Here is a 21,361-nt window from a genome sequence, read left to right as displayed (position 1 = left end):
TACCCTGGGGCTTTAACCGCGGGAGTCCAGCCATGAATTCGACCCTTGCCGCCGTCCCCCTGGCCAAGGCCTATCGCCTGCTCAACCACGGTCCCACGGTGCTGGTCAGCGCCGCCCACGCGGGCCGGCGCAACGTCATGGCCGCGGCCTGGGCCATGGCGGTGGATTTCGAGCCGGGCAAGGTGGCGGTGGTGCTCGACAAGCAGACCTGGACCCGCGAATTGCTGGAAGCCGAGGGCAGCTTCGTGCTCAGCGTGCCCTGCGCCGCCCAGGTGGATCTGGTGCAGACGGTAGGCAATACCAGCGGTCGCGCGCTGGACAAGTTCGCCGCCTACGGCATCGAGACGCTGGCGGGCGAACAGGTCAGCGCGCCGCTGATCGCCGGCTGCGTGGCCTGGCTGGAATGCCGTGTGCTGCCCGAGGTGCACAACCAGCAAGGCTACGACCTGTTTCTCGGTGAGGTGCTCGCCGCCCGGGCCGATACCCGGGTGTTTCGCGAGGGACGCTGGGATTTTCGTGGCCAGGACAGCCTGCGCACCCTGCACCATGTCGCCGGCGGTCACTTCCTGGTGATCGGCGACGGCATCCAGGGGCAGATGCTGACGCCGAAAGCCTGAGACCGCCGGCGCCCGTGCCTGGCGCCGGCGCGGCCCGGGTCAGACGCGGAAGCGCGCGACCATCTGCTGCAGATCGCCGCCCAGGCGGGCCAGTTCGTTGACCGAGGCCGCGGCGTGGGCGTTGGCAGTGGCCGATTCCTCGGCCAGGCCGCTGACCTTGACCACGTTGCCGTTGATCTCCTCGGCGACCAGGCTCTGCTCTTCCACCGCGGTGGCGATCTGCTGATTGAGATTCTGGATCTCCGCCACCGCCTGGTAGATGACCTCCAGGGCGCGTTCGGCGTCCTGGGCCAGGGTCACGGTGCCCAGGGTGCGGTCGCGGCTGGCCTGCATCCGCGCACTGGCTTCGGTGGTGCCCTGTTGCAGGGTGGCGATGAGTTCGCCGATTTCCTGGGTGGACTCCTGGGTCCGTTGCGCCAGGGAGCGGACCTCGTCGGCCACCACGGCGAAGCCGCGGCCCTGTTCGCCGGCGCGGGCGGCTTCGATGGCGGCGTTGAGCGCCAGCAGGTTGGTCTGCTCGGCGATCGCCTTGATCACGTCGATGACGCTGCCGATGCGACCGCTGGCGGCGTCCAGGCGCTCCATGGCATCGCCCAGACCCTGCACCTCCTCGGCGGCCAGGGTGATTTCCTGGGCCGCGCGCTTGACCGTGCGACTGCCTTCGCGGGCCATGCCGTCGGCGTTCTGCGCGGCGCTGGAGGCGTTGGCGGTGTTTTGCGCGACATTGTGCACCGTGGCCGCCATCTCGTTCATGGCGGTGGCCACCTGATGCATCTCGTCGCGCTGCTGGGTGGCGCCGCGGCTGGTCTGGACGCCAAAGGCCGAGAGTTCGTCGGCCGCGCTGCTGAGTTGCCCCACGCCACTGGCGATGCCACCGACCAACTGACGCAGGTCATCGGCCATGGCCTGGGTGGTGCGTTGCAGTTCGCCCAGCTCGTCGCGGCGGCTCACCTCGCTGCGCTGGGTGAGATCGCCGGCGGCGACGCGCTTGAGCATGGCCATGGCGGTCGCCAGCGGCTGGGTGATCTGGCGGGTGATCAGCCAGGCGGCGGCGATGCCGATCAGCAGGGCGATCAGGCTGCTCAGCAGCAGCTTGAGCAGGGCGGCCTGGCGCTCGGCCGCGGCGGACTTCAGCTGGCCTTCGCCCAGCTGATCCAGCAACTGCACCAGCTTGTTGCCCTGCTCCTGCAGACTGGCAACGGCGGCCTGGGCCTGGCGATTCTGGGCGACGATGGATTCGAAAAAGGCGCGATAGCGGGTCACGTCCTGGGTGGCGCTGTAGAGGCGTGCGGCGGTATCGCCATCGATCTGCTTCTGGGCGCTGGCCAGGGTCTTGAGCAACTCGTCAATGACCTTGAGGGTCGCCTGGGATTTGCTGTCATCGGGAGTGCCGAGGAAGCGACGGATGGCCAGGCGCACACCGACCATCTGCGCCTTCATCTCGGCCAGGGCCTTGAGGTCGGCGGTGCTGTAGCTGCCACCTGGAGCAAAGACCAGTTCGAACAGCTGGTCGAGGGTCTCGGTAACGGTGTCGGAGACCCGGGTCAGTTCCTTCTGCGCCTCGGCGCTGGTCTGGTTGGCCTGCTGCAGGGCAGCGAAGCGCTCCTGGTAGGTCTTCATCTCCTGCTGGATGCTGCCCAGGATGGCGACGTTGGCCGGGTTGGTCAGCAGGGTGAGGCCCTGCCCGATGTCTTCCGTCACCCTGGCCAGAGTGGCCTGTTGCCGGGTGGCACTGGCCGCGCTGGGATCGAGCAGGTAGGCCTTTTCGTCGATCCTGACGTTGAGCACGTCGGCCTTGAGCTGACCGCTGTAGCGCGTCTTGGTGATGCGGTCGAGCAGGGTGTTGGCGGTGAGGTAACCGAACAGCGCCACCACCGTCACCATGACCAGCAGGGCACCGAAGCCCAGCGCCAGCTTCTTGGAAATGCCGAGATTGCTCAGCCAGGAGGCTTTGGATACAGACATGGGAATTCCGGAAGAGAGAACGAAGACCCCCTTCATCGGCCGTCCCGATCGATACTTGAAAGCCGCACGTCAGGGCCGCCTGGTGGGCGGCCCTGCTGCCGACGGCCGGTTCCGTCCGCGGCGGTGCCGGCCGGACTCAGGCGGTTTCGCGGCTGTGCACGGGAACGGGCAACTCCAGCTCCAGCACCGAGATCAGCGCATTCTGCTGACGCTCGTTGAGCTGGCGAAAGCGCTGCAGCAGCAGTTGCTCGCTGGCATTGAGCAGCTCGTCGTCCGCTTCGACCTGCGGCTGCTCCAGCACCCCGTCCTGTACCAGGCTACGCTCCAGCCAGGCGACGATCTCGGTGTTCATGCTGTGCCGATGGGAGCGGGCCACGGCGGCGATGCGTTCACGCATCCCGTCGGGCAGGCGGACGACGAACTTTTCCGTGGGAATACCAGCGGGAGCGCGGTGGACGTAGGGCATGGAGGACCTCCAATACGAATGGACTGACGTCAAAGCGCCGACAACAGCAGTCGACCGGCGAAGAAAACCAGCACCAGGCCCATGGTTCGCTCGAACCAGTGGCCCAGGCGCAGAAAGGTCTGGCGAACGCGCGGACTGGAAAACAGCAGGCTGACCAGGGCGAACCAGCCGGCGTTGACCGCGCACATCCACAGGCCATAGAGGCCCTGGACGGTCAGCGGCGTACTGCCGCTGACCACGGTGGTGAAGATGGCCAGGAAGAACAGGGTGGCCTTGGGGTTGGTGGCGTTGGTCAGGAAGCCGGTGAGGAAGGCCTTGCCGGGCGACTGCCGCTGCAGGTCGGCCTGCTGCCACTGGCTGTCGTCCAGCGGCGCGGCGGTGGGCTTGCTGCGGATCAGGTTGAAGCCCAGCCAGAGGATGTAGGCGCCGCCGACGACCTTGGCGACCCCCAGCAGCCAGGGCGTGGCGTGCATCAGGGCGCCGATGCCGAGCAGGGTGTAGAGCACGTGGACCGAGATCCCGGCGCCGATGCCCAGGGCGGTGCACAGGCCGATCAGCCGCCCGTATCTCACGCTCTGCCGCACGGTCACGGCGAAATCCGGGCCGGGCGCGAGCACGGCGAGGAAGTGGATGGTCGCCAGGGCGAGGAATTCGCTCAGGTAGGGGGACATGTCAGCTCCAGTACGTGAGGGGTTCGGCCGCCCCGCGATAGCCCACGAAGCACGACAGCGACAGCCGTGGCTGGTCGTTGCCTGGCGTCACGGCGTGCATGCGGCGGGAATTGAAGAGAATCAGGTCGCCCGGTTCCGGGCGGATGGTCAGGCAGGGCGGACCGAGCCGGTCGGGCTCGATGCCGTAGCTGTCGCCGCGCAGGGCGTCGAAGGCCTCCGGCGCCAGCTCGCGTGACCAGAGCTGCAGTTCGCCGCCCCGGCTGGGCATGGTCAGGTAGACGTTGCAGGCCAGCTGGGTGACCAGGCTTTCGGCTTCCTCGCTGCCCGGCGCGTCCTTGGCGAAGATGTCGTGGTGGGCGAGAAAGCGCACCCCGGGCTTCACCACCCGCGACAGGCCGACGTACATCTTGCGACCCCAGAGGGTCTGCAGGCGGGCGCCGGCGGGCCAGACCTCGTCGAGGGTGCAGCGCACCAGGTCGATGGGATTGAGATAGGGGCGGCAGCGCCGGCGCAATTCTTCCAGGTTGCTGGCGACGCTGGCGAAATAGTCGTCCATCTGCGCGCGCTGGTGTTCCGCCTCGTAGAAGGCCATGCCGATGCGGCCGATGCTGGGGGCATTGGTGTAGGTGGCGAAGCCGTTGCCGAGGATCTGCTGGCCGAGGTCGTCGGCCAGCGGGCGCGGCACGAAGCGGCGCACCCGCACCGCCAGCAGGCGTTCTTCGGTGAGACGGAGCAGGCTCTCGGTGTCGAGAGCGTCGAGTTCGAGCAGCATGGCGCTTCCTTTCTGCGGGTGAGGTGAGCGGTTGATCAGGCGCCAGCCATGTCGTAGCTCACCAGCAGGCGTCCCTTCTTTTCCTTGACGCCCAGGGCGCTCAGGGCGCCGACCGCGCGCAGGGAGCGCACGTGGGTCCCGCCGCAGGCATAGCGCGCCACGTCCTCGCCAAAGCGCACCTGGCGCTGGCCACCGGCCTGCACCTCGACGTGCAGCGGCAGGTCTTCTTCCACCAGGGCGTCGAAGAAGCCCTGCCAGGATTCAACGTCCAAGGCTACGGTATCCTCGCCGGGGACGAATTCGATGCGGCCTTCGCCCGGCCAGTGATGGGCCTTGACCGGTATCCAGCCATGGATCTCGCCGATGTGGCCGAGCAGATGCCCGGCCGAATGCAGCCGCGAATGCAGCTGGCGCCGATCTTCGTCGACCCGGGCCAGCACGCGACCGGGCGCCAGGGGGCGGGTGGTGTGGTGCAGGATGCGGTCGCCGTCCTGGACCACCCGGGTCACCTCGGCGGTACCGATCCAGCCGGTGTCGCTGGGCTGCCCACCGCCCTGGGGATGGAAGGGCGTGGCCAGCAGTTCGACGATATAACCGTCCTCGGCGGCGCTACAGGCGTGGACCTCGACCTCGGCGATCAGGCTGTCGCTCAGAAAATACAGGCGCTCGGTCATACGTCTACTACCTAGAAAACGAGAAACATCCTCATTCTAAAGATCGCACGCAAGGGTGATAATCCACCCTCTCTCCAAAGGAATTTTGCGCTGTGAGCATAAATCTTCCCCTGCCGCTGCTCAGCGAGATGGCCATTTTCGTGCGGGTGGTGGAGAGCGGCAGCTTCTCTGCGGCGGCCCGTCAGCTCGGTCTGACCCCGTCTTCCACCAGTCGCAGCGTGGCACGCCTGGAGAAGGCCCTGGGCACACGCTTGCTCAATCGCAGTACGCGCAAGCTGCGGTTGTCGGAGGCGGGGGAGGAGGTCTTTCGGCGCTGCAGCGACATGGTCGGCGCCGCGCGGGCGGTGCTGGAGGTCAGTGGCCAGTTCAACCAGGCGCCGGCCGGCATCGTCCGGCTGTCGGTGCCCAAGGCGGTAGGCAGCACGGTGATCCATCCGCACATGGCCGATTTCCTGCGGCGCTACCCGGCGGTGGACGTGCAGTTGCTGCTGGAGGACCGCTATGTCGATCTGATCGACGAGAACGTCGACCTGGCCATCCGCATCACCGATCGGCCACCGCCCGGACTGGTGGGCCGCCAGTTGCTGACCATCGAGCACCTGCTCTGCGCCACGCCGCAGTACCTGGCCGCGCACGGTCAGCCCGCCCATCCCCGCGATCTGGCCGGGCACAGCTGCATCTACCTGGCGGAAGAGCCGGCCGATTCGCGCTGGAAATTCCGCCAGGGCGCCAAGGTGGTCCACGTCAACGTGCGCGGGCGCTATGCCGCCAACCACACCGGGGTGCGGCTGGACGCGGTGCTCAACCACATCGGCATCGGCAGCCTGCCACTGTTCACCGCCCAGGCGGCCCTGGCCCGCGGCGAGATCGTCCAGGTGCTGCCGGAGTGGTCCTTTCTGCCGCATTACCACGGCGGCGCCTGGCTGCTCTATCCGGCGACGCGCCACCTGCCACCCAAGCTCAAGGTGTTCATCGACTTTCTGGTCGAGCGCCTGGGCGACCAGGCGCTGCGTCCCGGCCAGGGTGCCGCCGCGCTGCCCGAGCAGCGCTTCCAGGAACTGACCATTGGCAGCTAGGCCACTGCCAATGCGTCTTTCGTGATGCTTTTCACAAGTCCTGTTACAACTGGCAGCATTAGGTGAAACGATTCACCTAACGTTTCTCTGCCTGCCGCATCACGCTTTTCTCTGGGCCATGCTCCCCCACGGCCCGCCTGCGCGGGTGGATCGGGTTGCCACCGCGATCCTTGCCCTGGCAAAACAAGAAAGGATTTCCCCCATGCTCGCTTCTTCACCCTCGCTCGCCGCACCCGTGGCGGCCACCCCGCGCAAGGGGCTGGTCGTGCTCATCGCCGTGATCGCCGCCCTCGGTGGCCTGCTGTTCGGCTACGACACCGGCATCATCGGCGTCGCCCTGCTCGGCCTCGGCCGCGAATTCGCCATGGACGACACCGTCAAGCAGCTGGTGACCGGCGCCATCATCTTTGGTGCTCTGTTCGGCTGCCTCGGTACCGGCCCGATCTCCGACCGCCTCGGCCGGCGCAAGACCATCATCGGCGTGGCCCTGGTGTTCGCCCTGGGCTCGGTGCTTTCGGCACTGTCGCCCAACGTCACCCTGCTGATCCTGTCGCGTTTCCTGCTCGGCCTGTCGGCCGGCAGCTCCACCCAGATCATCCCGGTCTATATCGCCGAGGTGGCGCCGCCGGAGCACCGCGGCAAGCTGGTGGTGCTGTTCCAGTTCATGGTGGTGTTCGGCATCACAGTGGCCTACTTCACCGGCTTCGCCCTGGACGAGCACTGGCGCTGGATGTTCGGCCTCGGCCTGGTGCCGGCGCTGATCCTGCTGGCCGGCATGACGGTGCTGCCGGAAAGCCCGCGCTGGCTGCTGGTCAAGGGCCGCGAGGCTGACGCCCTGGCGGTGCTGGAGCGGGTCCGCGGCGGCCAGGCCGCGGCCGAGGCCGAACTGGCCGAGATCAAAACTGTGAGTAACGCGCCGGAAGGCAACTGGAGTGACCTGTTCTCGCCCTGGGTCCGACCGGCCCTGCTGGTGGGCGCCGGCATCGCCATGTTCTCGCAGATCACCGGCAACAACGCGCTGATCTACTATGCGCCGACCATCCTTACCCAGGCCGGCTTCTCCGATCAGACCGCGGTGCTGGCCACCGGCTGCAGCACCATCCTGGTGGTGATCATGACCGTGGTCGGCAGCTTCCTGGTGGATCGCATCGGTCGCCGCCGCTATCTGCTGACGCTGATTCCCGGCTCCATCGTCGCCCTGGCGATCATGGGCTACCTGTTCCAGGGCGCCGGTCCCCAGACCGATGTCGAGCGCTGGACGGTGGTAGCCTGCCTGGCCGCCTACCTGATGCTCAACTGCGGCGGCTTCGGCGTCTGCATCTGGCTGATCAACGCCGAGGTCTATCCGCTGTTCGTGCGCGGCAAGGGCGCCAGCGTCGGTGCCTTCAGCCACTGGGGCTTCGACCTGCTGGTGACCCTCACCACCCTGAGTCTGGTGACCAAGCTGGGCGCCGCTCACACCTTCTGGCTCTATGCCGGGATTTCCCTGGTGGCACTGCTGTTCATCTGGCGACTGGTGCCGGAGACCAAGGGCAAGAGCCTGGAGCAGATCGAGCACGACCTGCGCGAGCGGCGCTTCTTTCCCTATCAGCGGAAGGGCTGAACGCGAGCTCCGGTGCCAGGGTCGCAACAGGAGCGGAGATAGAGCTCCGCTCCTGTTCGCCTGTGCCGGAGTCCTGCCATGCGCCCCCTCACCCTCGACCTCGATCTGCTGGCTGCCGCCCTCGACAGCCGGGAGCGAGGCACCCACTTCCTCGACCTTGCCAGCGGCGCCCTGCGCCTGCTCGATCCGGACGACCTCAGTCTGGAAGAGCGCGAGGAACTGGAAGATCCCGAACGCTACCTGCCACTGCCGCGCCTGACCCAGGACGATCGCCTGGAACTGCGCGAAGCCTTTCTGCACCAGTTGCGCCACCCCCACGCCCAGCCCCTCTTGCGGGCCGCGCTGGAGAGCCGGCGGCCGATCCGGACCTTCGACTACGAACTGGACCTCTTCCCCTCGGTACGCGAGGCCTGGCAGGCCTTTGCCCTGAGTCGTCTCAAGGAGGAAGTGCTGGTGCTGCTGGGCGAAGCCGGCCTGGAAGCCCTGCCGGCGGATGGGCGGATGCCACTGCCGGACGATGTCCCGAGGGCATCCGGCGGCGGCTGGAGAAGGGGCGGGAGCGATAGGGCTCGCCACCCCGATGGTCAGCTGAGCACCTTAGTTTGCCGAAGCGTCCGGGAGCATGCCGGCGCTACGCATGAGGTCCGGCAGTCCTTGTTCCTCGATGGCATAGACGCCGCGCTCAGCTTTCCAGATCAATGCCTTCTCCTGCAAGGCAGCCAATGCCTGCTGTACATTCTGCGCGTAGGCGGCCTCTTGGGCCTGGGCCTCATTCATGCCGGCGAGCCGCAGCATGTCTGCATACTTGCCGAGGGTGGCCAGCTCGAAGGGCGCATAGTCCTTGCCCTGGACCGCCATCACCTTCAGTACGGCCGCTTGAATCGGTGTGAGGCTGCGAATCACGGCGAGTGCGCTCTCGGACATCTCTCGCACATGCTCGTCGACGGCTTCAGCGAAAGCGGCATTGCCCACTGCAGCATCATCGATCATCGAGTATTCGAGTACCTCACGGGCTGCTTGCATCGCCTCGGGGCGATAGCCCGCTTCGACGAATTTGCTCCAGACCACTTCTGGATCGAGGGCGAAATCGAGCCTGGACTGCCCGCAGAACCAGTCCACATAGCCTCTGTCGAGATGGGGAAAGTTTACCAGCGGCGCATTGAAGAAGGCTTGATCGCGGCTGTTTCTGAGCATCGCCAGCTTGTCCCGGCTGGAACCGGTGCAGATAAGTCTCAAACCATGATGGTGTGAGCCGTTCAATTCGTCGCGAGCCGCCTTGAGGGCGAAGAGCGTATTGCTGCCAGCCGTGGTGGTCACGGCATGCTGAGCTTCGTCGATAATGAGCGCTATCGGCTTGCCGAGACTATCCGACAGCGCGGCTAGCGCAGCGGCCAGGGTTATGCCCTTGGCTTTGCCGATGCTGCCGGTATCTATCTCGACCCCACCCACCTTGAGTTTCACCACACCACTTTGCTTGGTCAGCTTGGCGATCAGACCAAGATTGCGCTCGATGGACACCTGTACCGCCTGGTTGATTAACTCGGCCGGATCAGTCTGTCGATTCGACCAGAGATCGACGTAGATCACCTCAGCACCCGCTAGCTGGAGGGCAGGCGCCAAGTCTTCACGCATGAAGGTGGTCTTGCCGGTTCGCCGGGGCGCTGCCAAAAACAGACCGGGATGCAGCGGGTCTGCCATGATCTTGGCGGCATAGGTGGTAGCCATGGCATGGCGGTGATAGAAGCGCCCAGGCATCGACAATTCCCTGTTTAAAGGCGATTAAAGTCGATTATAGATCTTTATAGGCTTTTATAGATCGTCGCTCTGAAGCCTACTTAGTGTTGGTCATGCCCGTGCCGATAGAGCTTGAGCTCCACCATCAGGTCGTCGGTGAGGGTTTCCAGGTGGGCTTGCAGGGCTTCGAGTTCGAGGTCTGCCGGAAGCGCCAGCAGGGCGGTGGCGTGGAACAGCGCCTCGCTGCTCATGGGTGCCGGGCGGGTCTCGGTGGACAGGCGCTCGACGTTGACGCCCACCTGATGCAGCGCTCGGGTGATGTCGCGGACGATGCCGACGCGGTCGTTGCCCAGCAGGTCGAGCTGCACCAGCGGCGCACCCACCGCAGCCGGCTGGCCGGGTTCGCCGACCAGGATGCGCAGGCCGGGAATGGCCAGCTGCTGCAACGTCTCCACCAGGCCGTTGCGCAATTCCGGCTCCACTTCCACCGAGAGGATGCCGGCGAACTGGCCGGCCAGGTGGGCCATGCGGCTCTCCAGCCAGTTGCCGCCCTGGGCGGCCACGCAGTCGGCCAGGGCTTCCACCAGACCGGGGCGATCGGGGGCGATGACGGTCAGGACCAGGTGTTCCATGGCGGGCTCCAGGGCGGGCAGAAGGAGTCTCCAGTCTAGCCCGCCCGATCGCCGCCGGCCTACTGGATGTCTTCGGGTTTGACGATCACCCAGTGCTGGTCCGCGTTCACCGCCACGCCGGCCTTGGCCTGGCCCTCGGCGTTGCTCTTCATCATCGCCTCGATCTGGGTGCGGTACTTGGACTTGCGGTCGATCCACAGATGGATGCCGTTCTTGGCGGCGTCCACGCCCTGGAACAGCATGGGGCCGTCGCTGACCGGGGTGTCGCCGCCGACCAGGATGGGTTTCTTCCAGGGATCTATGTAGGTGAGGATGGCCGCGTATTTGCCGGCGAACCAGGTGGCCGGGGTCCAGAGATACGGCGTGACCTGCAGCTTCAGGTTGGCCTGGGGATCGTACTTGCCTTCGGCGATCTGCTTGCGGGCGGTGGTCAGGGCACCGGTGGCCGGGTCCTTGAGCAGGGTGGTGACGCCGATGACGTTTTCCGGTTTCACGCCATAGCCATAGCGCGGGTCGGCGGCCACCATGCGCACCAGCTCCTCGTGGGCGGCGCTGATCACATAGACCTCGATGCCGTTCTCCATCAGCTTGCGATAGAGCTCCTGCTGGCCGGTGAAGGGCTTGGGCGGGTTGATCTCCACCGTCTCCACCTTGTCGTCCTTGCCGTAGTAGGTGGCGGGGATCGGCTTGCCGTAGGCCATCAGTTCGTCGACGTAGCCCTTGAGCTGCTGCAGGGTGAAGCCGGAGAACACCTGGGCGACCCAGGGGTAGCAGACTAGGTCGTCGACCTCGCACAGCCGGTAGTAGTAGCTGTTGAGGCTCTCCTTGTGGCCACCGACGTCCTTGAAGGGGATCAGCTTGAGCGAGGGATCCAGGGTGTCGCGGGTCAGCACGCCCTTCATCTCCAGGAAGGGCAGCAGGGCCTCTTCTAGGTCGTAGCGATAGCTGGTGTTGTCCATGTCGAACACCGCGTAGTTGCCCTGATTGGCATTGGCGGCGATCAGGGCGTCGAGCTGGCGGGCGGCATCGGCCGGCCAGTGGGTCAGCTCGGTGGCGGCAGCGGTGAGGCTGAGCAGACCGCCGGCCAGGCCGGCGAGAAGGCGGGGGAGGGTGGGCATCGGCGGGCTCCGGCACGGCGACCGCGGTATGCGGTCATCTGGTCTAGACCATAGCAAAAGGTCATGACAGTTCGATGCGCGGAGCGACCTGGGTGGGCGCGAGAGCGGCAGGGCCTGCCGCTCTGCGACAGCCCTGTCAGGCGGTTACGGTCTTGAAGCGCGGCTGGGCGTTGCCCTTGAACAGGGTCAGGGTCGCGACCAGGCCGAGCACGGCGGCCAGGGTCAGCCACATGCCGGGGGCGGCCTTGTTGCCAGTCTCCTGGATCAGCCAGGTGCAGACCATCGGGGTGAAACCGCCGAAGGTCGCGGTGGCCAGGCTGTAGGCCAGGGAGAAGCCGGTGGTGCGCACATGGGCCGGCATCACCTCGGTCAGGGCCACCACCATGCCACCGTTGTAGGTGCCATAGAGGAAGGACAGCCACAGCTCGACCATCAGCAGGCGCGAGAAGCCCGGGGCGTGGGTCAGCCAGATCATCGCCGGGTAGGCGGTGAGGATGGCCAGCACGGTGGCGAAGATCAGCAGCGGACGGCGGCCGACGCGATCGCTCAGGGCGCCCATCACCGGCAGCCAGATGAAGTTGGAGATGCCCACGCAGGCGGTGACGATCAGGCTGTCCAGATCGGTCAGGTGCAGCTCGTGACGGCCGAAGGTCGGGGTGTAGGCGGTGATCAGGTAGAAGGAGGCGGTGGTCATGGAGACCATGGCCACACCCGCCAGCACCACGCCGAAGTTCTGGCCGATGGAGGTCATGGTCTCGCCGAAGGTCGGCCGATGCTTGCGTGCCTCGAACTCGGGGCTTTCTTCCAGGGAACGACGGATGATGAACAGGAAGGGCACGATCAGGCAGCCGATCAGGAAGGGAATGCGCCAGCCCCATTCACCCATCTCGGCGGGCGACAGCCAATGGTTCAGCAGAGCGCCCAGCACGCCGGCGAAGACCACCGCGACCTGCTGACTGGCGGACTGCCAGGAAACGAAGAAGCCCTTGCGACCGGGGGTGGCGATCTCCGACAGGTAGACGGACACGCCGCCCAGTTCGACGCCGGCGGAAAAGCCTTGCAGCAGGCGGCCGAGCAGTACCAGCAGCGGCGCGGCGACGCCCAGGGTGGCGTAGCCCGGCACCACGGCGATCAGCAGGGTACCCAGGGCCATCAGCGCCAGGGTGACGATCAGGCCGTGGCGACGCCCGTGGCGGTCGATGTAGGCGCCGAGGAAGATGGCCCCCAGGGGGCGCATCAGGAAGCCGGCGCCGAAGGTGGCCAGCGACAGCATCAGGGAGGCGAGTTCGTTGTCGCCGGGGAAGAACGTCTTGGCGATGGCCGTGGCATAGAAGCCATAGACCATGAAGTCGTACATTTCGAGGAAGTTTCCGCTGACGACGCGGAAGACGGATTTGGCTTTCGAGGTGGTGGCCATGACTGCTAGCTCGGATTGAGTTTGTTATAGGAGACAGCTCGCGCAGGGCGCCCAGACCTCTCGCGGGTGGGTCGCGCTATTTGTAACCTTATGTGTTGCAAAAGCGCGCTGGCAAGCTGAATCGGACCGGAACCCCCGAATTTCATGGGTTTGAAAGGTTATTGAAAGGTTCGCGACATTACGTCTGGAAATTATTGTCCAGTTGACACGTTGTCGCAGTTCAGGTGGCAAGCATTTGCCAGAACGCCGCCCCGACTCCGGCCAGACTTTCCCCGGCGATGAGGCCGGCCGCGGCGGCCAGGGCGAAGCGCTCGGCCAGGCCCGGCGCCCGCCAGCGCACCAGGGCGGTGAGCAGGGCGCCCAGGGTCATCATCAGCGCCACCGAGGCCGGCAGGATGAAGGCCAGCCCCAGGGCCGCCGAGCTGGGCAGCCAGTGCGCGCGGCGGTCGGGCAGCAGGGCTTCGGCCAGGCCCAGCAGCAAGCCGACCAGGGCGCCCAGGACGATACCCAGGCGCATGGCGCCATCGAGGGCACCCAGGCCCTGGGTCAGGGTCTCCGCCACCGCCTTCCACTGGGCCACCGCCGGTGCCGGCCAGGCGGCGCTGAGCAGCAGTGCCTGGGGATCGGGAATCAGCAGGCGGTAGGTAAGCACCCCGGTCACCGCCCCCAGGGCGATGCCCAGGCACTGGGCGACTACCTGCTTGGCCGGGGTCGCGCCGATGGCCTGGCCGACCTTGAAGTCGTTCATCAGGTCGGTGCTCTGGCCCGCCGCGCCGCCGGCGGTGTTGGCACCCATCAGGTTGATGTTGACCTGCCCGGGAGCCGCCAGGCCGAAGGTCAGCTGCGACAGCTGGCCGATGGCGCCGATGGGCGGGATGCCGGTGGCGCCGACCACCCGCGCGGCCATGGCGGCGAGAAACAGCGCCAGGGGCAGGGCCAGCAGCGCCAGCCAGGGATCGATGCCGAACAGCCGCACCTGGAGCACCACCACCAGCAGAGCCGCCACCAGCAGCAGCGCCAGCGGCCAGGCGCGGGGCCGCCGCCAGCCCTGGCGACGGCGTTCGGCGCGGGGCAGGGTGATCAGCCGCACGGCCAGCGCAGCCAGGGTGGCGCTGACCATCAGGCTTACCCCGGGCCAGAGCAGCCATTGCACCAGAAAGGCGTATTGCGGACCGCTGGCGCCGGCCGGCAAGGCGGCGATACCGCTGGCCAGCAGCCAGGGCGCCACCGCGCCCCAGGCCAGCAGGGTGCCGAGCAGCAGCGACAGTCCGACCCTCAGGCCGATGATGCCGCCGAAGCCGAGCAGCAGCAGCGAGGGATCGAAGCTGAAGGTCAGGCGTTCCAGGGCCGGCGAGGGCGCGACCCGTGGCAGCGTCCAGGCGAAGCTGTCCACCAGCTTGACCGCCGCCGACAGCGCCAGGGCGCCCAGCAGCACCCGCAGGCGGCTCAGGGCTTCGGCACCGCTGGCATAGACCTGGCGCAGCGCTTCCAGGGTGGCCAGGCCCTCGGGGAATTTCAGGCTGGCATCGGCCAGCAGCAGGGGCCGCAGATACCAGGCCACCCAGATGCCGAGAAAGCTCACCGCGAACACCCAGCCCATCAGCGGCAGGGTTGGCAATTGCTGGCCGGTCAGCAGGGTGTAGGCCGGGATGGGCGCGACCAGACCGCCGGAGACGATGCTGGCCGCCGCCGAGGCCACGGTCTGGTTGATGTTGCTCTCGTGCAGCGTCCAGCCCGGTTGCTGCAGGCGGCGACCCAGGCGATGCCAGAGGCCGTAGCTCACCAGCAGGGCGATGATCGACATGTTGAACGACCAGCCGATCTTGAGGCCGGCATAGACATTGGCCGGGGTCAGCAGGATGCCCAGCAACGCCCCGGTGAGCAGCGCCCGGGGGCTGAGTTCGCGCTCCACGGGCAGCGGCAGGTCGATTGCGGCGGCGTTGGCAGTGGGCAAAAGGGCCTCCTCGGTCAGGCGATCATGGCGTGGTCAGGGGACCCCCGGGCTTGGCGGTTGGTTCGCGTCCTCAGGGGTGGCGCCCGGTCCAGCTCTGGCGCAGGGCCTCGATCAACTGGCGCAGGCCGGGTGGCGGCTGGCGCCGACTCGGGTAGTAGATGCACAGCGGCGCGCCGGGCGAGGTCCAGTCGGGCAGCACCTGCTCCAGGCGACCGTCGCGCAATTCGTCGGCCACTCGCCACTCCAGGCAATAGGCCAGGGCCAGGCCGTCGAGGGCGACCTGGATCGAGGTCTCGGTCTCGTTGACCGTGAGCGGGCCGGGCACGTCGATCGTCCGCGTGGTGGCGCCGCTGCCCAGCTCCCAGCGATAGAGGGCGCCGTTGCCCAGCCGCAGCCGCACGCAGCGATGCTCGGCAAGCTCCTCCGGCTGCTGCGGTCGGCCGTGACGGTCGAGGTAGGCGGGGGCGCCCACCACGATCCAGCGCAACTCGTCGGTGAGCGGCAGGGCGACCATGTCCTGGGGCACGGTGTCGCCATAGCGGATGCCGGCGTCGAGGCCGTCGGCAACGATGTCCACCGGGCGATCCTCGACGCTGATGTCCAGTTGCAACTGCGGATAGGCGGCCAGCAGCCGGGGCAGGGTCGGGGTCAGCAGCAGCCGCGCCGCATCGCGCGGCACGCTCAGGCGCAGGCGCCCGACCGGGGCGTCGCGGTGCTGGTCCAGCTCGCCCAGGGCCTCGCCGATGAGGGCGAAGCCCTGTTCGAGCTTTTCCGCCAGCGCCGCGCCGGCCAGGGTCGGCACCACCGAGCGGCTGGTGCGATTGAGCAGCTTGACCCCCAGCCGGGTCTCCAGCTGGCGCAGGGCATGGCTCAGCGCCGAGGTGGTGACGCCCAGTTCGATGGCGGCCTGGCGAAAGCTGCGCCGCCGGACCAGGGCGACGAAGACATTGAGATCGGCCAGTTCGCCGCGATTCAGGGTGGGCATGCACAATCCTCGCGCGATAAGGGTCAAGCGTTCGTTGAGCCCTATTCAACGCCTTTTGAATTAGCCTCACAAGGCTGATCCTTCCGACTTGGCGTTCCCGCCTGGAGCTTCCCATGACTGAAACCCTACGCATCCCGGGTATCGATACCCCCGTTTCCCGCATCGCCCTCGGCACCTGGGCCATCGGTGGCTGGATGTGGGGCGGTACCGACGAAGCCCGCTCCATCGAGACCATCCGTGGCGCCGTGCAGGGCGGCATCAACCTAATCGACACCGCGCCGGTGTACGGCTTTGGCCGTTCCGAGGAAATCGTCGGCAAGGCCCTGGAGGGCATCCGTGACCAGGCGGTGATCGCCACCAAGGTGGCCCTGGAATGGCCCAACGAAGAGGTGCGCCGCAACGCCAGCGTCGCGCGCATTCGCCAGGAGGTGGAAGACTCCCTGCGGCGTCTGCGTACCGATCGCATCGATCTCTACCAGGTGCACTGGCCCGATCCCCAGGTACCCCACGAGGAAACCGCGCGCGAACTGGAGCGCCTGCGGCAGGCGGGCAAGATCCTCGCCATCGGTGTGAGCAATTATTCGCCCGAGCAACTGGAGGCCTTCCGCCAGTTCGCCAACCCCTCCACGGTGCAGCCGCCCTACAACCTCTTCGAACGCGCCATCGAGGCCGACGTGCTGCCCTACGCCCAGCGCCATGGCCTGGTGGTGCTGGCCTATGGCGCGCTGTGCCGCGGCCTGCTGTCCGGGCGCATGAATGCCCAGACGCAATTCGATGGCGACGACCTGCGCCAGGGCGATCCCAAGTTCCAGGCCCCGCGCTTCGCCCAGTATCTGGCCGCGGTGGAGGCCCTGACCGCCTTTGCCCGCGAGCGCCATGGCAAGTCTATGCTGGCCCTGGCGGTGCGCTGGATCCTCGACCAGGGACCGACCATCGCCCTCTGGGGCGCGCGTAAGCCTGAGCAACTGCAGGGCCTTGACGAAGCCTTCGGTTGGCAGCTGTCCGCCGAGGACCTGACCGCCATCGACGCCATCCTCGCCGAGCACGTCAAGGACCCGGTGGGGCCGGAGTTCATGGCGCCCCCCTTACGTTGATCTGCCGGGAGCGGGGCACCCTGGCCCCGCCCCGTTGCCCAATGTACTCAGCCACAAGAGGTGAGCATCATGGCCAAGCGCGACGATCTCGACCACAAGCCGGAAAACGCCGGCAAGGTCGGCGAGACCCACAAGGAACTCAATCAGGGCGGTGAAGAACAGCGCCCGCAGAACGACAAGCGCCCCGAGCAGCCCAAGGAAAACCCGGATCCGGGTTACTGACAGGGGCACAAAAAGCAAAGGCGCCCGGGTGCAGACCCGGGCGCCTTTGCTGTCTATGGCTGGGGTCATCGGATGACCCCGGCAGTCTTGCCGGTCAGAAGCTGCGTGGTGGGGTTGCCATGCCGCTCTCGTCGCCTACCATTCCAGGGGTGCTGCCTGTGGCCGCGGTACGACCGACATTCATGCCTGCGGTCGCCTGGGTGGACCCCAGGGTACTGCCAGTGCCTGCGGCGGGTGAGCCGGCCATCGACTCGACCCCCGCATCGGGATCGTTACCCAGGTTGCTGGACGAAACCCCTGCACCGCCTTGCTGGCGCCTGTCAGGACTGGCCTGGCGCGCTTCCTTCGCCACGTCCTGTCCCGCCGCCTTGACCTGCTCGTAGCCACTGGTAGCCGCCTGCTTGGCCTTGGTGGTGAGCTTGTCGCTGTGCTTGCCCAGGGCGCGATCCTCGGTCTCGGTACGCGGCAGCGAGGCCCCCAGCAGGGCGCCAAGGGCGATGCCCAGCGCACCGACCACCAGTGGCTGTTCGCGTAGCAGGGTCTCGAAGGTACCCTTGAGCTGTTGCGCCTGGTCGGCCAGGGCGTCCTTGGCGTGAGCCGCGCTATCGCTCAGCCGCTCCCCGGTCTCGGACGCCTTGACCGATACGCTCTCGCCCAGCCCGGTGACCTTGTCGCGCACGTCGTGACTGCCACGGTTCAGGGAATCACGGGTATGGCCTGCGCTGTCGGCGACCGAGTCCAGCGCACCGGACAACCTGTCCTTGAGCGGGGTGCCTGTGGTGGCCGGCGCCGGCGTGCGATTCTGCCCCAGCGCCAGCCACAGCAGACCCACCGAGGTCAGTACGGCCGGCACCGGATTGGCCTTGAGGGTGTTGCCCAGGTTATGGGCGAATTCACCGCCATGGCCCTTGGTGTAGGACAGCGCCTGGTCGAACAGCTGGCCTGGGGACAGGCGGCTTTCCAACGCGCCCACCAGGTCCTCGATGTGCCCGCGCTTCTGGTCGATTTCGCGTTCGAGTTCCTCGGGATTCTTTCTTGATTCCTGATCGATCTGGTCGGTTATGCTCATTGTGCGGCCCTCCGTACGGCGTCCTTGTCCTTCTGCAGGCTGTTGACGGTGCGATCAGGGGTGAAGTGGGACGGCTCGAACTGCTTCTTGCCCGACTGCAGCATGATGAAACCGATCACCATGACCACGGCGCCCACCAGCAGGGCAGCGGCCCAGGGCGTGAGGTACTGGGAGAGAAAGTAGACGATGCCCATGAGCAGCACGATGAAGCCGGCCAGCAGCACGATGGCGCCGGCCGCGACCCCGGCCACACCGGCCTTGGTGGTGCGCAGCGACTCGCCCAGCTCGGCCTTGGCCAGTGCCAGTTCCTTGGTGAACAGCGCCGGTACCTCGTGGACCAGCTGCTTGACCAGGCCGACGACCGAGGTATCGCCTTCGGTGGAGCGCGGAGTGGGATTCTCGTTGATCATGGCTGCTTGTCTCCGCTCAGGGTGGGACGATCCAGGTGGCTGGATGAGGTGCCGCTGTTCAGGCTGCTGCCGGTACGCGCCGGATTGATCGCCGCACCGCCGAGGGGGTCGCCGCTGCCGGTGGTGGTCGGCGCATGGAGGTCGGGACCCTTGGGAATGTTGTTGGTGTGGATGACATCGGCACCGGCCGCTGGCTCCACCAGTTCGTTTTCTGCGGCGACCGCGGGCGTGGTCAGCGAGGGCACCTCGTCCGGCCCGCTGACGCGCGAACTGCTGCCGGTGTCCGGCTGGCTGGAGGCCTTGAGAAAACGCGACAGGCCGAAGCCGATGGCGATGCTGCTGGTCAGGAACAATGCCGGATTGTCGCGCGCCAGGGTTCCGGCCTGGTGCAGCAGCTGCTCGGCGCTCTTGCCACGCAGATCCTCGGCCAGGCCGGTCAGGCTCTGCGCCATGTCGCTGACATAGTGCGCCAGGCCCAGGGTGTCCTTGTCTTCAAGTTCGTCAGCGGCCGCCTGGGCGCTTTGTGCAAGGGCACCGAGCTGGTCGGCAGCGGTGTCCCGATAGTGTTCGTACTGGGCAGCACCTTCCTGTTTGGCATCCTGCACCGTGTCTCTGGCGACCTCTTTGAGGTCGTGCAGATGGGCCTCTGCCGTAGCACCGTCCTTGGTCTGCGAGGGTTGTCCCTGAGCGGGATTGAGGGGCGTCGTCATGCGCGGGTACCTGTGTGCAGAACCTTGTCGTGGCCGGCAGAGAGTTCTCGGCGACCGTTCGTGTGCCTTGCCTTTTAGGTGACCGGGCGCAATGAGCAGCAGTTCTCACGCGGCGTCGGTTTGGCGGCAAAGTAGACAAACGGTTTTACCTACAGGAGTAGCTACAAGCGCAGCGGCCGCGGCAGGAGAAGGCCTCTGGGGCGGGCAATGAAACGCAGTCGCAACAGGGGCAACCATTCGTCATGCCCAGGGTGGCGATATGCAAATTCGATGAACGATTTTTCGTCTGCTGCGGTCGATTTCTGCAGACGTTGATGTTCGCGCCAACCAGGCGAACCCCTTTTTCTCTTCACGTCCTGACAGGAGATCTCTCATGGCCGTTGCCAATGCCAAGCAAGAACTCAAGACCGTTTCCAGCGTCAAGCAGAAGGCCCATCAGGGCGAAGACGCCACCCTGCAGAACCAGCAGGCCGTAGGTGAAGCCCTGGCCGTGCTGCTGTCCGATGTCTTCGCGCTGTACATCAAGACCAAGAACTACCACTGGCACATGAAGGGCTCGCACTTCCGCGACTACCACCTGCTGCTGGACGAGCAGGCTACCCAGCTGTACGGCATCACCGACCTGATCGCCGAGCGCGCTCGCAAGATCGGCCAGCCCACCGTGCGCTCCCTGGAGCAGATGGTGCAACTCAAGCGCCTGGCCAGCAGCGATGCCACCGATCTGTCGGCGGACCAGATGCTGACCGAGCTGCACGACGACAACCAGTCGCTGGCCGCCTACATGCGTACCACCCACACCCTGACCGACGACGCCAATGACGTCTCCACCACCAGCCTGCTGGAAGAGTGGATCGACCAGGCCGAAGAACGCGCCTGGTTCCTGGGTCAGACCGTCGGCAAATAAGCCGCGGCAGCTACCTGAAAGCCCGTCTCCGGACGGGCTTTTTCATGGGCGCTCGCCAGGGGTTTGGGATTCGACTGGTACTGCCGCGGGGTACAGCCGAACTCCCGGCGAAACACCGCGTGCAGGTACTGCGCCGAGGTGAAACCGCAACGCCGGGCGACCTCGGCCAGACTCGGGGCCTCTTCCTGCAGCGCCACGGCCGCAGCGGCCAGCTTGAAGCCGAGAATCTCGTCGTGGACGCTGCGTCCCAGTTCGCGGCGAAAGGACGTCTCCAGGGCCGAGCGGGAGATGCCAACATAGCTGGCCACCTGCTCGGTCTTGATGCCCTGGCAGGCGTACTGGCGGATGAAGTGCAGGGCGCGCATCACCTGGGGATGCCGCACCGGCTGGTGGCGACTGGAGGCCTGGACGTTGATGCCCTCCGGCGGGATCAGCACCCTTGGCGCCCCCAGTTCGACGCCGTGCAGGCGCTGGTGCAGGAGTCGCGCCGCTTCCCGGCCGATGGCCTCGGTCCCCTGGATCACCGAGGTCAGGGGCACGCGGGTCAGGGTGCGCGCCAGCGGATCGTTGTCGATGCCCACCAGCGCCACCTGTTCCGGCACCGGGATGCCGGCCGTGAAACAGGCCTGCAGGAGTTGCCGCGCCCGGGCGTCGGTGACGGCGAGGATGCCCACCGGCTTGGGCAGGGCTTCCAGCCAAGCGATCAGCTGTTCCACCGCCGTATCCCACAGCGGGGCGCTGGTCTCCAGGCCCCGATAGATCTCCACCGGCAGGCCGTCGCGGCGGAGCAGGGCGGCAAAGGCTGCCTCGCGCTCGCCGGCCCAGCGATTGGTGTCGGCGGCGGGCAGGCTGAAGCAGGCGAAGCGGGTCAGCCCGGATTCGATCAGGTGGTCATAGGCCAGGCGCACCAGGGCGGCATTGTCGGTGGCCACGTAGGGGATGCCGGGCGGGTAGTCGGTCGGGGCCGCGTAGGAGCCGCCGACGGCCACCACCGGCAGCGCGCTGTGGGCCAGGGCGGCGCTCACCGCCGGGTCGTCGAAGTCGGCGATGATGCCGTCGCCCTGCCAGCGCTCGATGCCCTTGAGCCGGCAGAGGAAGTCCTCTTCGAGGAACAGATCCCAGCGCGCCCGGGTGCCGCTCAGGTAGTTGCCGATGCCGGTGAGGATGCCTCTGTCGTAGATCTTGCTGCCGTTGAACAGCAGGGCGACGCGGTGGACGGGCGGCTGGCTGGGCATGGCGGGGTTCCGGCAGGAGGCGCGGGCGGGGCT

At 66.8% G+C, this 21,361-nt stretch carries 21 protein-coding genes and 2 pseudogenes; 7 read left to right on the top strand and 16 right to left on the bottom strand.

Features of this window, described 5'->3' with window-relative positions; translation table 11 throughout:
• The first annotated feature begins 32 nt into the window (after nucleotides 1–32).
• A complete protein-coding gene (locus BGI51_RS05890; protein ID WP_187980566.1) occupies nucleotides 33–617 on the top strand; it encodes a flavin reductase family protein in 585 nt (194 codons plus the stop codon).
• 39 nt (nucleotides 618–656) lie between these two features.
• Here BGI51_RS05890 and BGI51_RS23970 read toward each other — a convergent pair whose 3' ends face one another.
• The 6 genes and pseudogenes from BGI51_RS23970 to BGI51_RS05865 all read right to left on the bottom strand — a co-directional run bounded on the left by BGI51_RS23970 (nucleotide 657) and on the right by BGI51_RS05865 (nucleotide 5,165).
• Nucleotides 657–1,382: a methyl-accepting chemotaxis protein gene (locus BGI51_RS23970; protein WP_437179448.1), complete on the bottom strand. Its 726-nt coding sequence runs from the start codon at nucleotides 1,380–1,382 to the stop codon at nucleotides 657–659.
• Nucleotides 1,356–2,501, bottom strand: a pseudogene (locus BGI51_RS23965) (methyl-accepting chemotaxis protein); the annotation flags it as partial. The gene BGI51_RS23970 and the pseudogene BGI51_RS23965, both read right to left, overlap by 27 nt.
• A gap of 217 nt (nucleotides 2,502–2,718) precedes the next feature.
• Nucleotides 2,719–3,048 (bottom strand): Arc family DNA-binding protein, encoded by a 330-nt coding sequence (locus BGI51_RS05880; protein WP_158893856.1) that lies wholly within the window; start codon nucleotides 3,046–3,048, stop codon nucleotides 2,719–2,721.
• 29 nt (nucleotides 3,049–3,077) lie between these two features.
• Nucleotides 3,078–3,719 (bottom strand): LysE family translocator, encoded by a 642-nt coding sequence (locus tag BGI51_RS05875; RefSeq protein ID WP_158893854.1) that lies wholly within the window; start codon nucleotides 3,717–3,719, stop codon nucleotides 3,078–3,080.
• Nucleotide 3,720: 1 nt separating this feature from the next.
• Nucleotides 3,721–4,491: a 2OG-Fe(II) oxygenase gene (locus tag BGI51_RS05870; protein ID WP_187980564.1), complete on the bottom strand. Its 771-nt coding sequence runs from the start codon at nucleotides 4,489–4,491 to the stop codon at nucleotides 3,721–3,723.
• Nucleotides 4,492–4,526: 35 nt separating this feature from the next.
• A complete protein-coding gene (locus BGI51_RS05865; RefSeq protein WP_187980563.1) occupies nucleotides 4,527–5,165 on the bottom strand; it encodes an alanyl-tRNA editing protein in 639 nt (212 codons plus the stop codon).
• A 92-nt stretch (nucleotides 5,166–5,257) separates the two neighbouring features.
• Here BGI51_RS05865 and BGI51_RS05860 point away from each other — a divergent pair, with 92 nt between their 5' ends.
• The 3 genes and pseudogenes from BGI51_RS05860 to BGI51_RS23855 form a co-directional block, all read left to right on the top strand.
• Complete coding sequence (locus BGI51_RS05860; protein ID WP_187980562.1) at nucleotides 5,258–6,241, top strand: LysR family transcriptional regulator; 984 nt, start codon at nucleotides 5,258–5,260, stop codon at nucleotides 6,239–6,241.
• 202 nt (nucleotides 6,242–6,443) lie between these two features.
• The gene (locus tag BGI51_RS05855; RefSeq protein ID WP_187980561.1) at nucleotides 6,444–7,844 is read left to right on the top strand and encodes a sugar porter family MFS transporter; all 1,401 of its coding nucleotides are present in this window, start codon (nucleotides 6,444–6,446) and stop codon (nucleotides 7,842–7,844) included.
• A 78-nt stretch (nucleotides 7,845–7,922) separates the two neighbouring features.
• Nucleotides 7,923–8,294 (top strand): annotated as a pseudogene (locus tag BGI51_RS23855) (UPF0158 family protein); the annotation flags it as partial.
• 147 nt (nucleotides 8,295–8,441) lie between these two features.
• Here BGI51_RS23855 and BGI51_RS05845 read toward each other — a convergent pair.
• From BGI51_RS05845 to BGI51_RS05820, 6 genes are all read right to left on the bottom strand, one after another.
• Nucleotides 8,442–9,599 (bottom strand): ATP-binding protein, encoded by a 1,158-nt coding sequence (locus tag BGI51_RS05845; protein ID WP_187980560.1) that lies wholly within the window; start codon nucleotides 9,597–9,599, stop codon nucleotides 8,442–8,444.
• An 80-nt stretch (nucleotides 9,600–9,679) separates the two neighbouring features.
• Nucleotides 9,680–10,210: a glycine cleavage system protein R gene (locus tag BGI51_RS05840; protein WP_187980559.1), complete on the bottom strand. Its 531-nt coding sequence runs from the start codon at nucleotides 10,208–10,210 to the stop codon at nucleotides 9,680–9,682.
• 59 nt (nucleotides 10,211–10,269) lie between these two features.
• Entirely contained in the window at nucleotides 10,270–11,328 is a 1,059-nt protein-coding gene (locus BGI51_RS05835; protein WP_187980558.1) for a haloacid dehalogenase-like hydrolase, read from the bottom strand.
• 136 nt (nucleotides 11,329–11,464) lie between these two features.
• The gene (locus BGI51_RS05830) at nucleotides 11,465–12,745 is read right to left on the bottom strand and encodes an MFS transporter (RefSeq protein ID WP_133862022.1); all 1,281 of its coding nucleotides are present in this window, start codon (nucleotides 12,743–12,745) and stop codon (nucleotides 11,465–11,467) included.
• A gap of 220 nt (nucleotides 12,746–12,965) precedes the next feature.
• Nucleotides 12,966–14,699 (bottom strand): OPT/YSL family transporter, encoded by a 1,734-nt coding sequence (locus tag BGI51_RS05825; RefSeq protein ID WP_187980557.1) that lies wholly within the window; start codon nucleotides 14,697–14,699, stop codon nucleotides 12,966–12,968.
• 70 nt (nucleotides 14,700–14,769) lie between these two features.
• Complete coding sequence (locus BGI51_RS05820; RefSeq protein WP_187980556.1) at nucleotides 14,770–15,684, bottom strand: LysR family transcriptional regulator; 915 nt, start codon at nucleotides 15,682–15,684, stop codon at nucleotides 14,770–14,772.
• Nucleotides 15,685–15,797: 113 nt separating this feature from the next.
• On the opposite strand from BGI51_RS05820, the gene BGI51_RS05815 reads away from it, so the two are divergent.
• Both BGI51_RS05815 and BGI51_RS05810 read left to right on the top strand, forming a co-directional pair.
• Entirely contained in the window at nucleotides 15,798–16,778 is a 981-nt protein-coding gene (locus BGI51_RS05815) for an aldo/keto reductase (protein ID WP_187980555.1), read from the top strand.
• Between the two features lie 69 nt (nucleotides 16,779–16,847).
• A complete protein-coding gene (locus BGI51_RS05810; protein WP_017639863.1) occupies nucleotides 16,848–17,000 on the top strand; it encodes a hypothetical protein in 153 nt (50 codons plus the stop codon).
• 94 nt (nucleotides 17,001–17,094) lie between these two features.
• Here BGI51_RS05810 and BGI51_RS05805 read toward each other — a convergent pair whose 3' ends face one another.
• From BGI51_RS05805 to BGI51_RS05795, 3 genes are read right to left on the bottom strand one after another with little or no spacing between them, the layout of a single operon-like run.
• Nucleotides 17,095–18,069, bottom strand: a complete 975-nt coding sequence (locus BGI51_RS05805; protein ID WP_187980554.1) for a DUF3618 domain-containing protein — start codon at nucleotides 18,067–18,069, stop codon at nucleotides 17,095–17,097.
• Nucleotides 18,066–18,479, bottom strand: a complete 414-nt coding sequence (locus BGI51_RS05800) for a phage holin family protein (RefSeq protein ID WP_133862017.1) — start codon at nucleotides 18,477–18,479, stop codon at nucleotides 18,066–18,068. The genes BGI51_RS05805 and BGI51_RS05800 overlap by 4 nt, the downstream gene beginning before the upstream one ends.
• A complete protein-coding gene (locus BGI51_RS05795) occupies nucleotides 18,476–19,189 on the bottom strand; it encodes a hypothetical protein (protein WP_252977215.1) in 714 nt (237 codons plus the stop codon). The genes BGI51_RS05800 and BGI51_RS05795 overlap by 4 nt, the downstream gene beginning before the upstream one ends.
• 373 nt (nucleotides 19,190–19,562) lie before the next feature.
• Here BGI51_RS05795 and BGI51_RS05790 point away from each other — a divergent pair, with 373 nt between their 5' ends.
• On the top strand, nucleotides 19,563–20,093 hold the full coding sequence (locus BGI51_RS05790; RefSeq protein WP_059228999.1) for a Dps family protein: 531 nt from the start codon (nucleotides 19,563–19,565) through the stop codon (nucleotides 20,091–20,093).
• Here BGI51_RS05790 and BGI51_RS05785 read toward each other — a convergent pair.
• Complete coding sequence (locus BGI51_RS05785; RefSeq protein ID WP_187980553.1) at nucleotides 20,075–21,328, bottom strand: XylR family transcriptional regulator; 1,254 nt, start codon at nucleotides 21,326–21,328, stop codon at nucleotides 20,075–20,077. The genes BGI51_RS05790 and BGI51_RS05785 overlap by 19 nt on opposite strands.
• Nucleotides 21,329–21,361: the final 33 nt, after the last annotated feature.

The sequence above is a fragment of the Pseudomonas oryzihabitans genome, assembly GCF_014522265.1.
Lineage (GTDB): Bacteria > Pseudomonadota > Gammaproteobacteria > Pseudomonadales > Pseudomonadaceae > Chryseomonas > Chryseomonas aestiva.
This window is presented reverse-complemented; position numbering and strand designations above follow the sequence as displayed.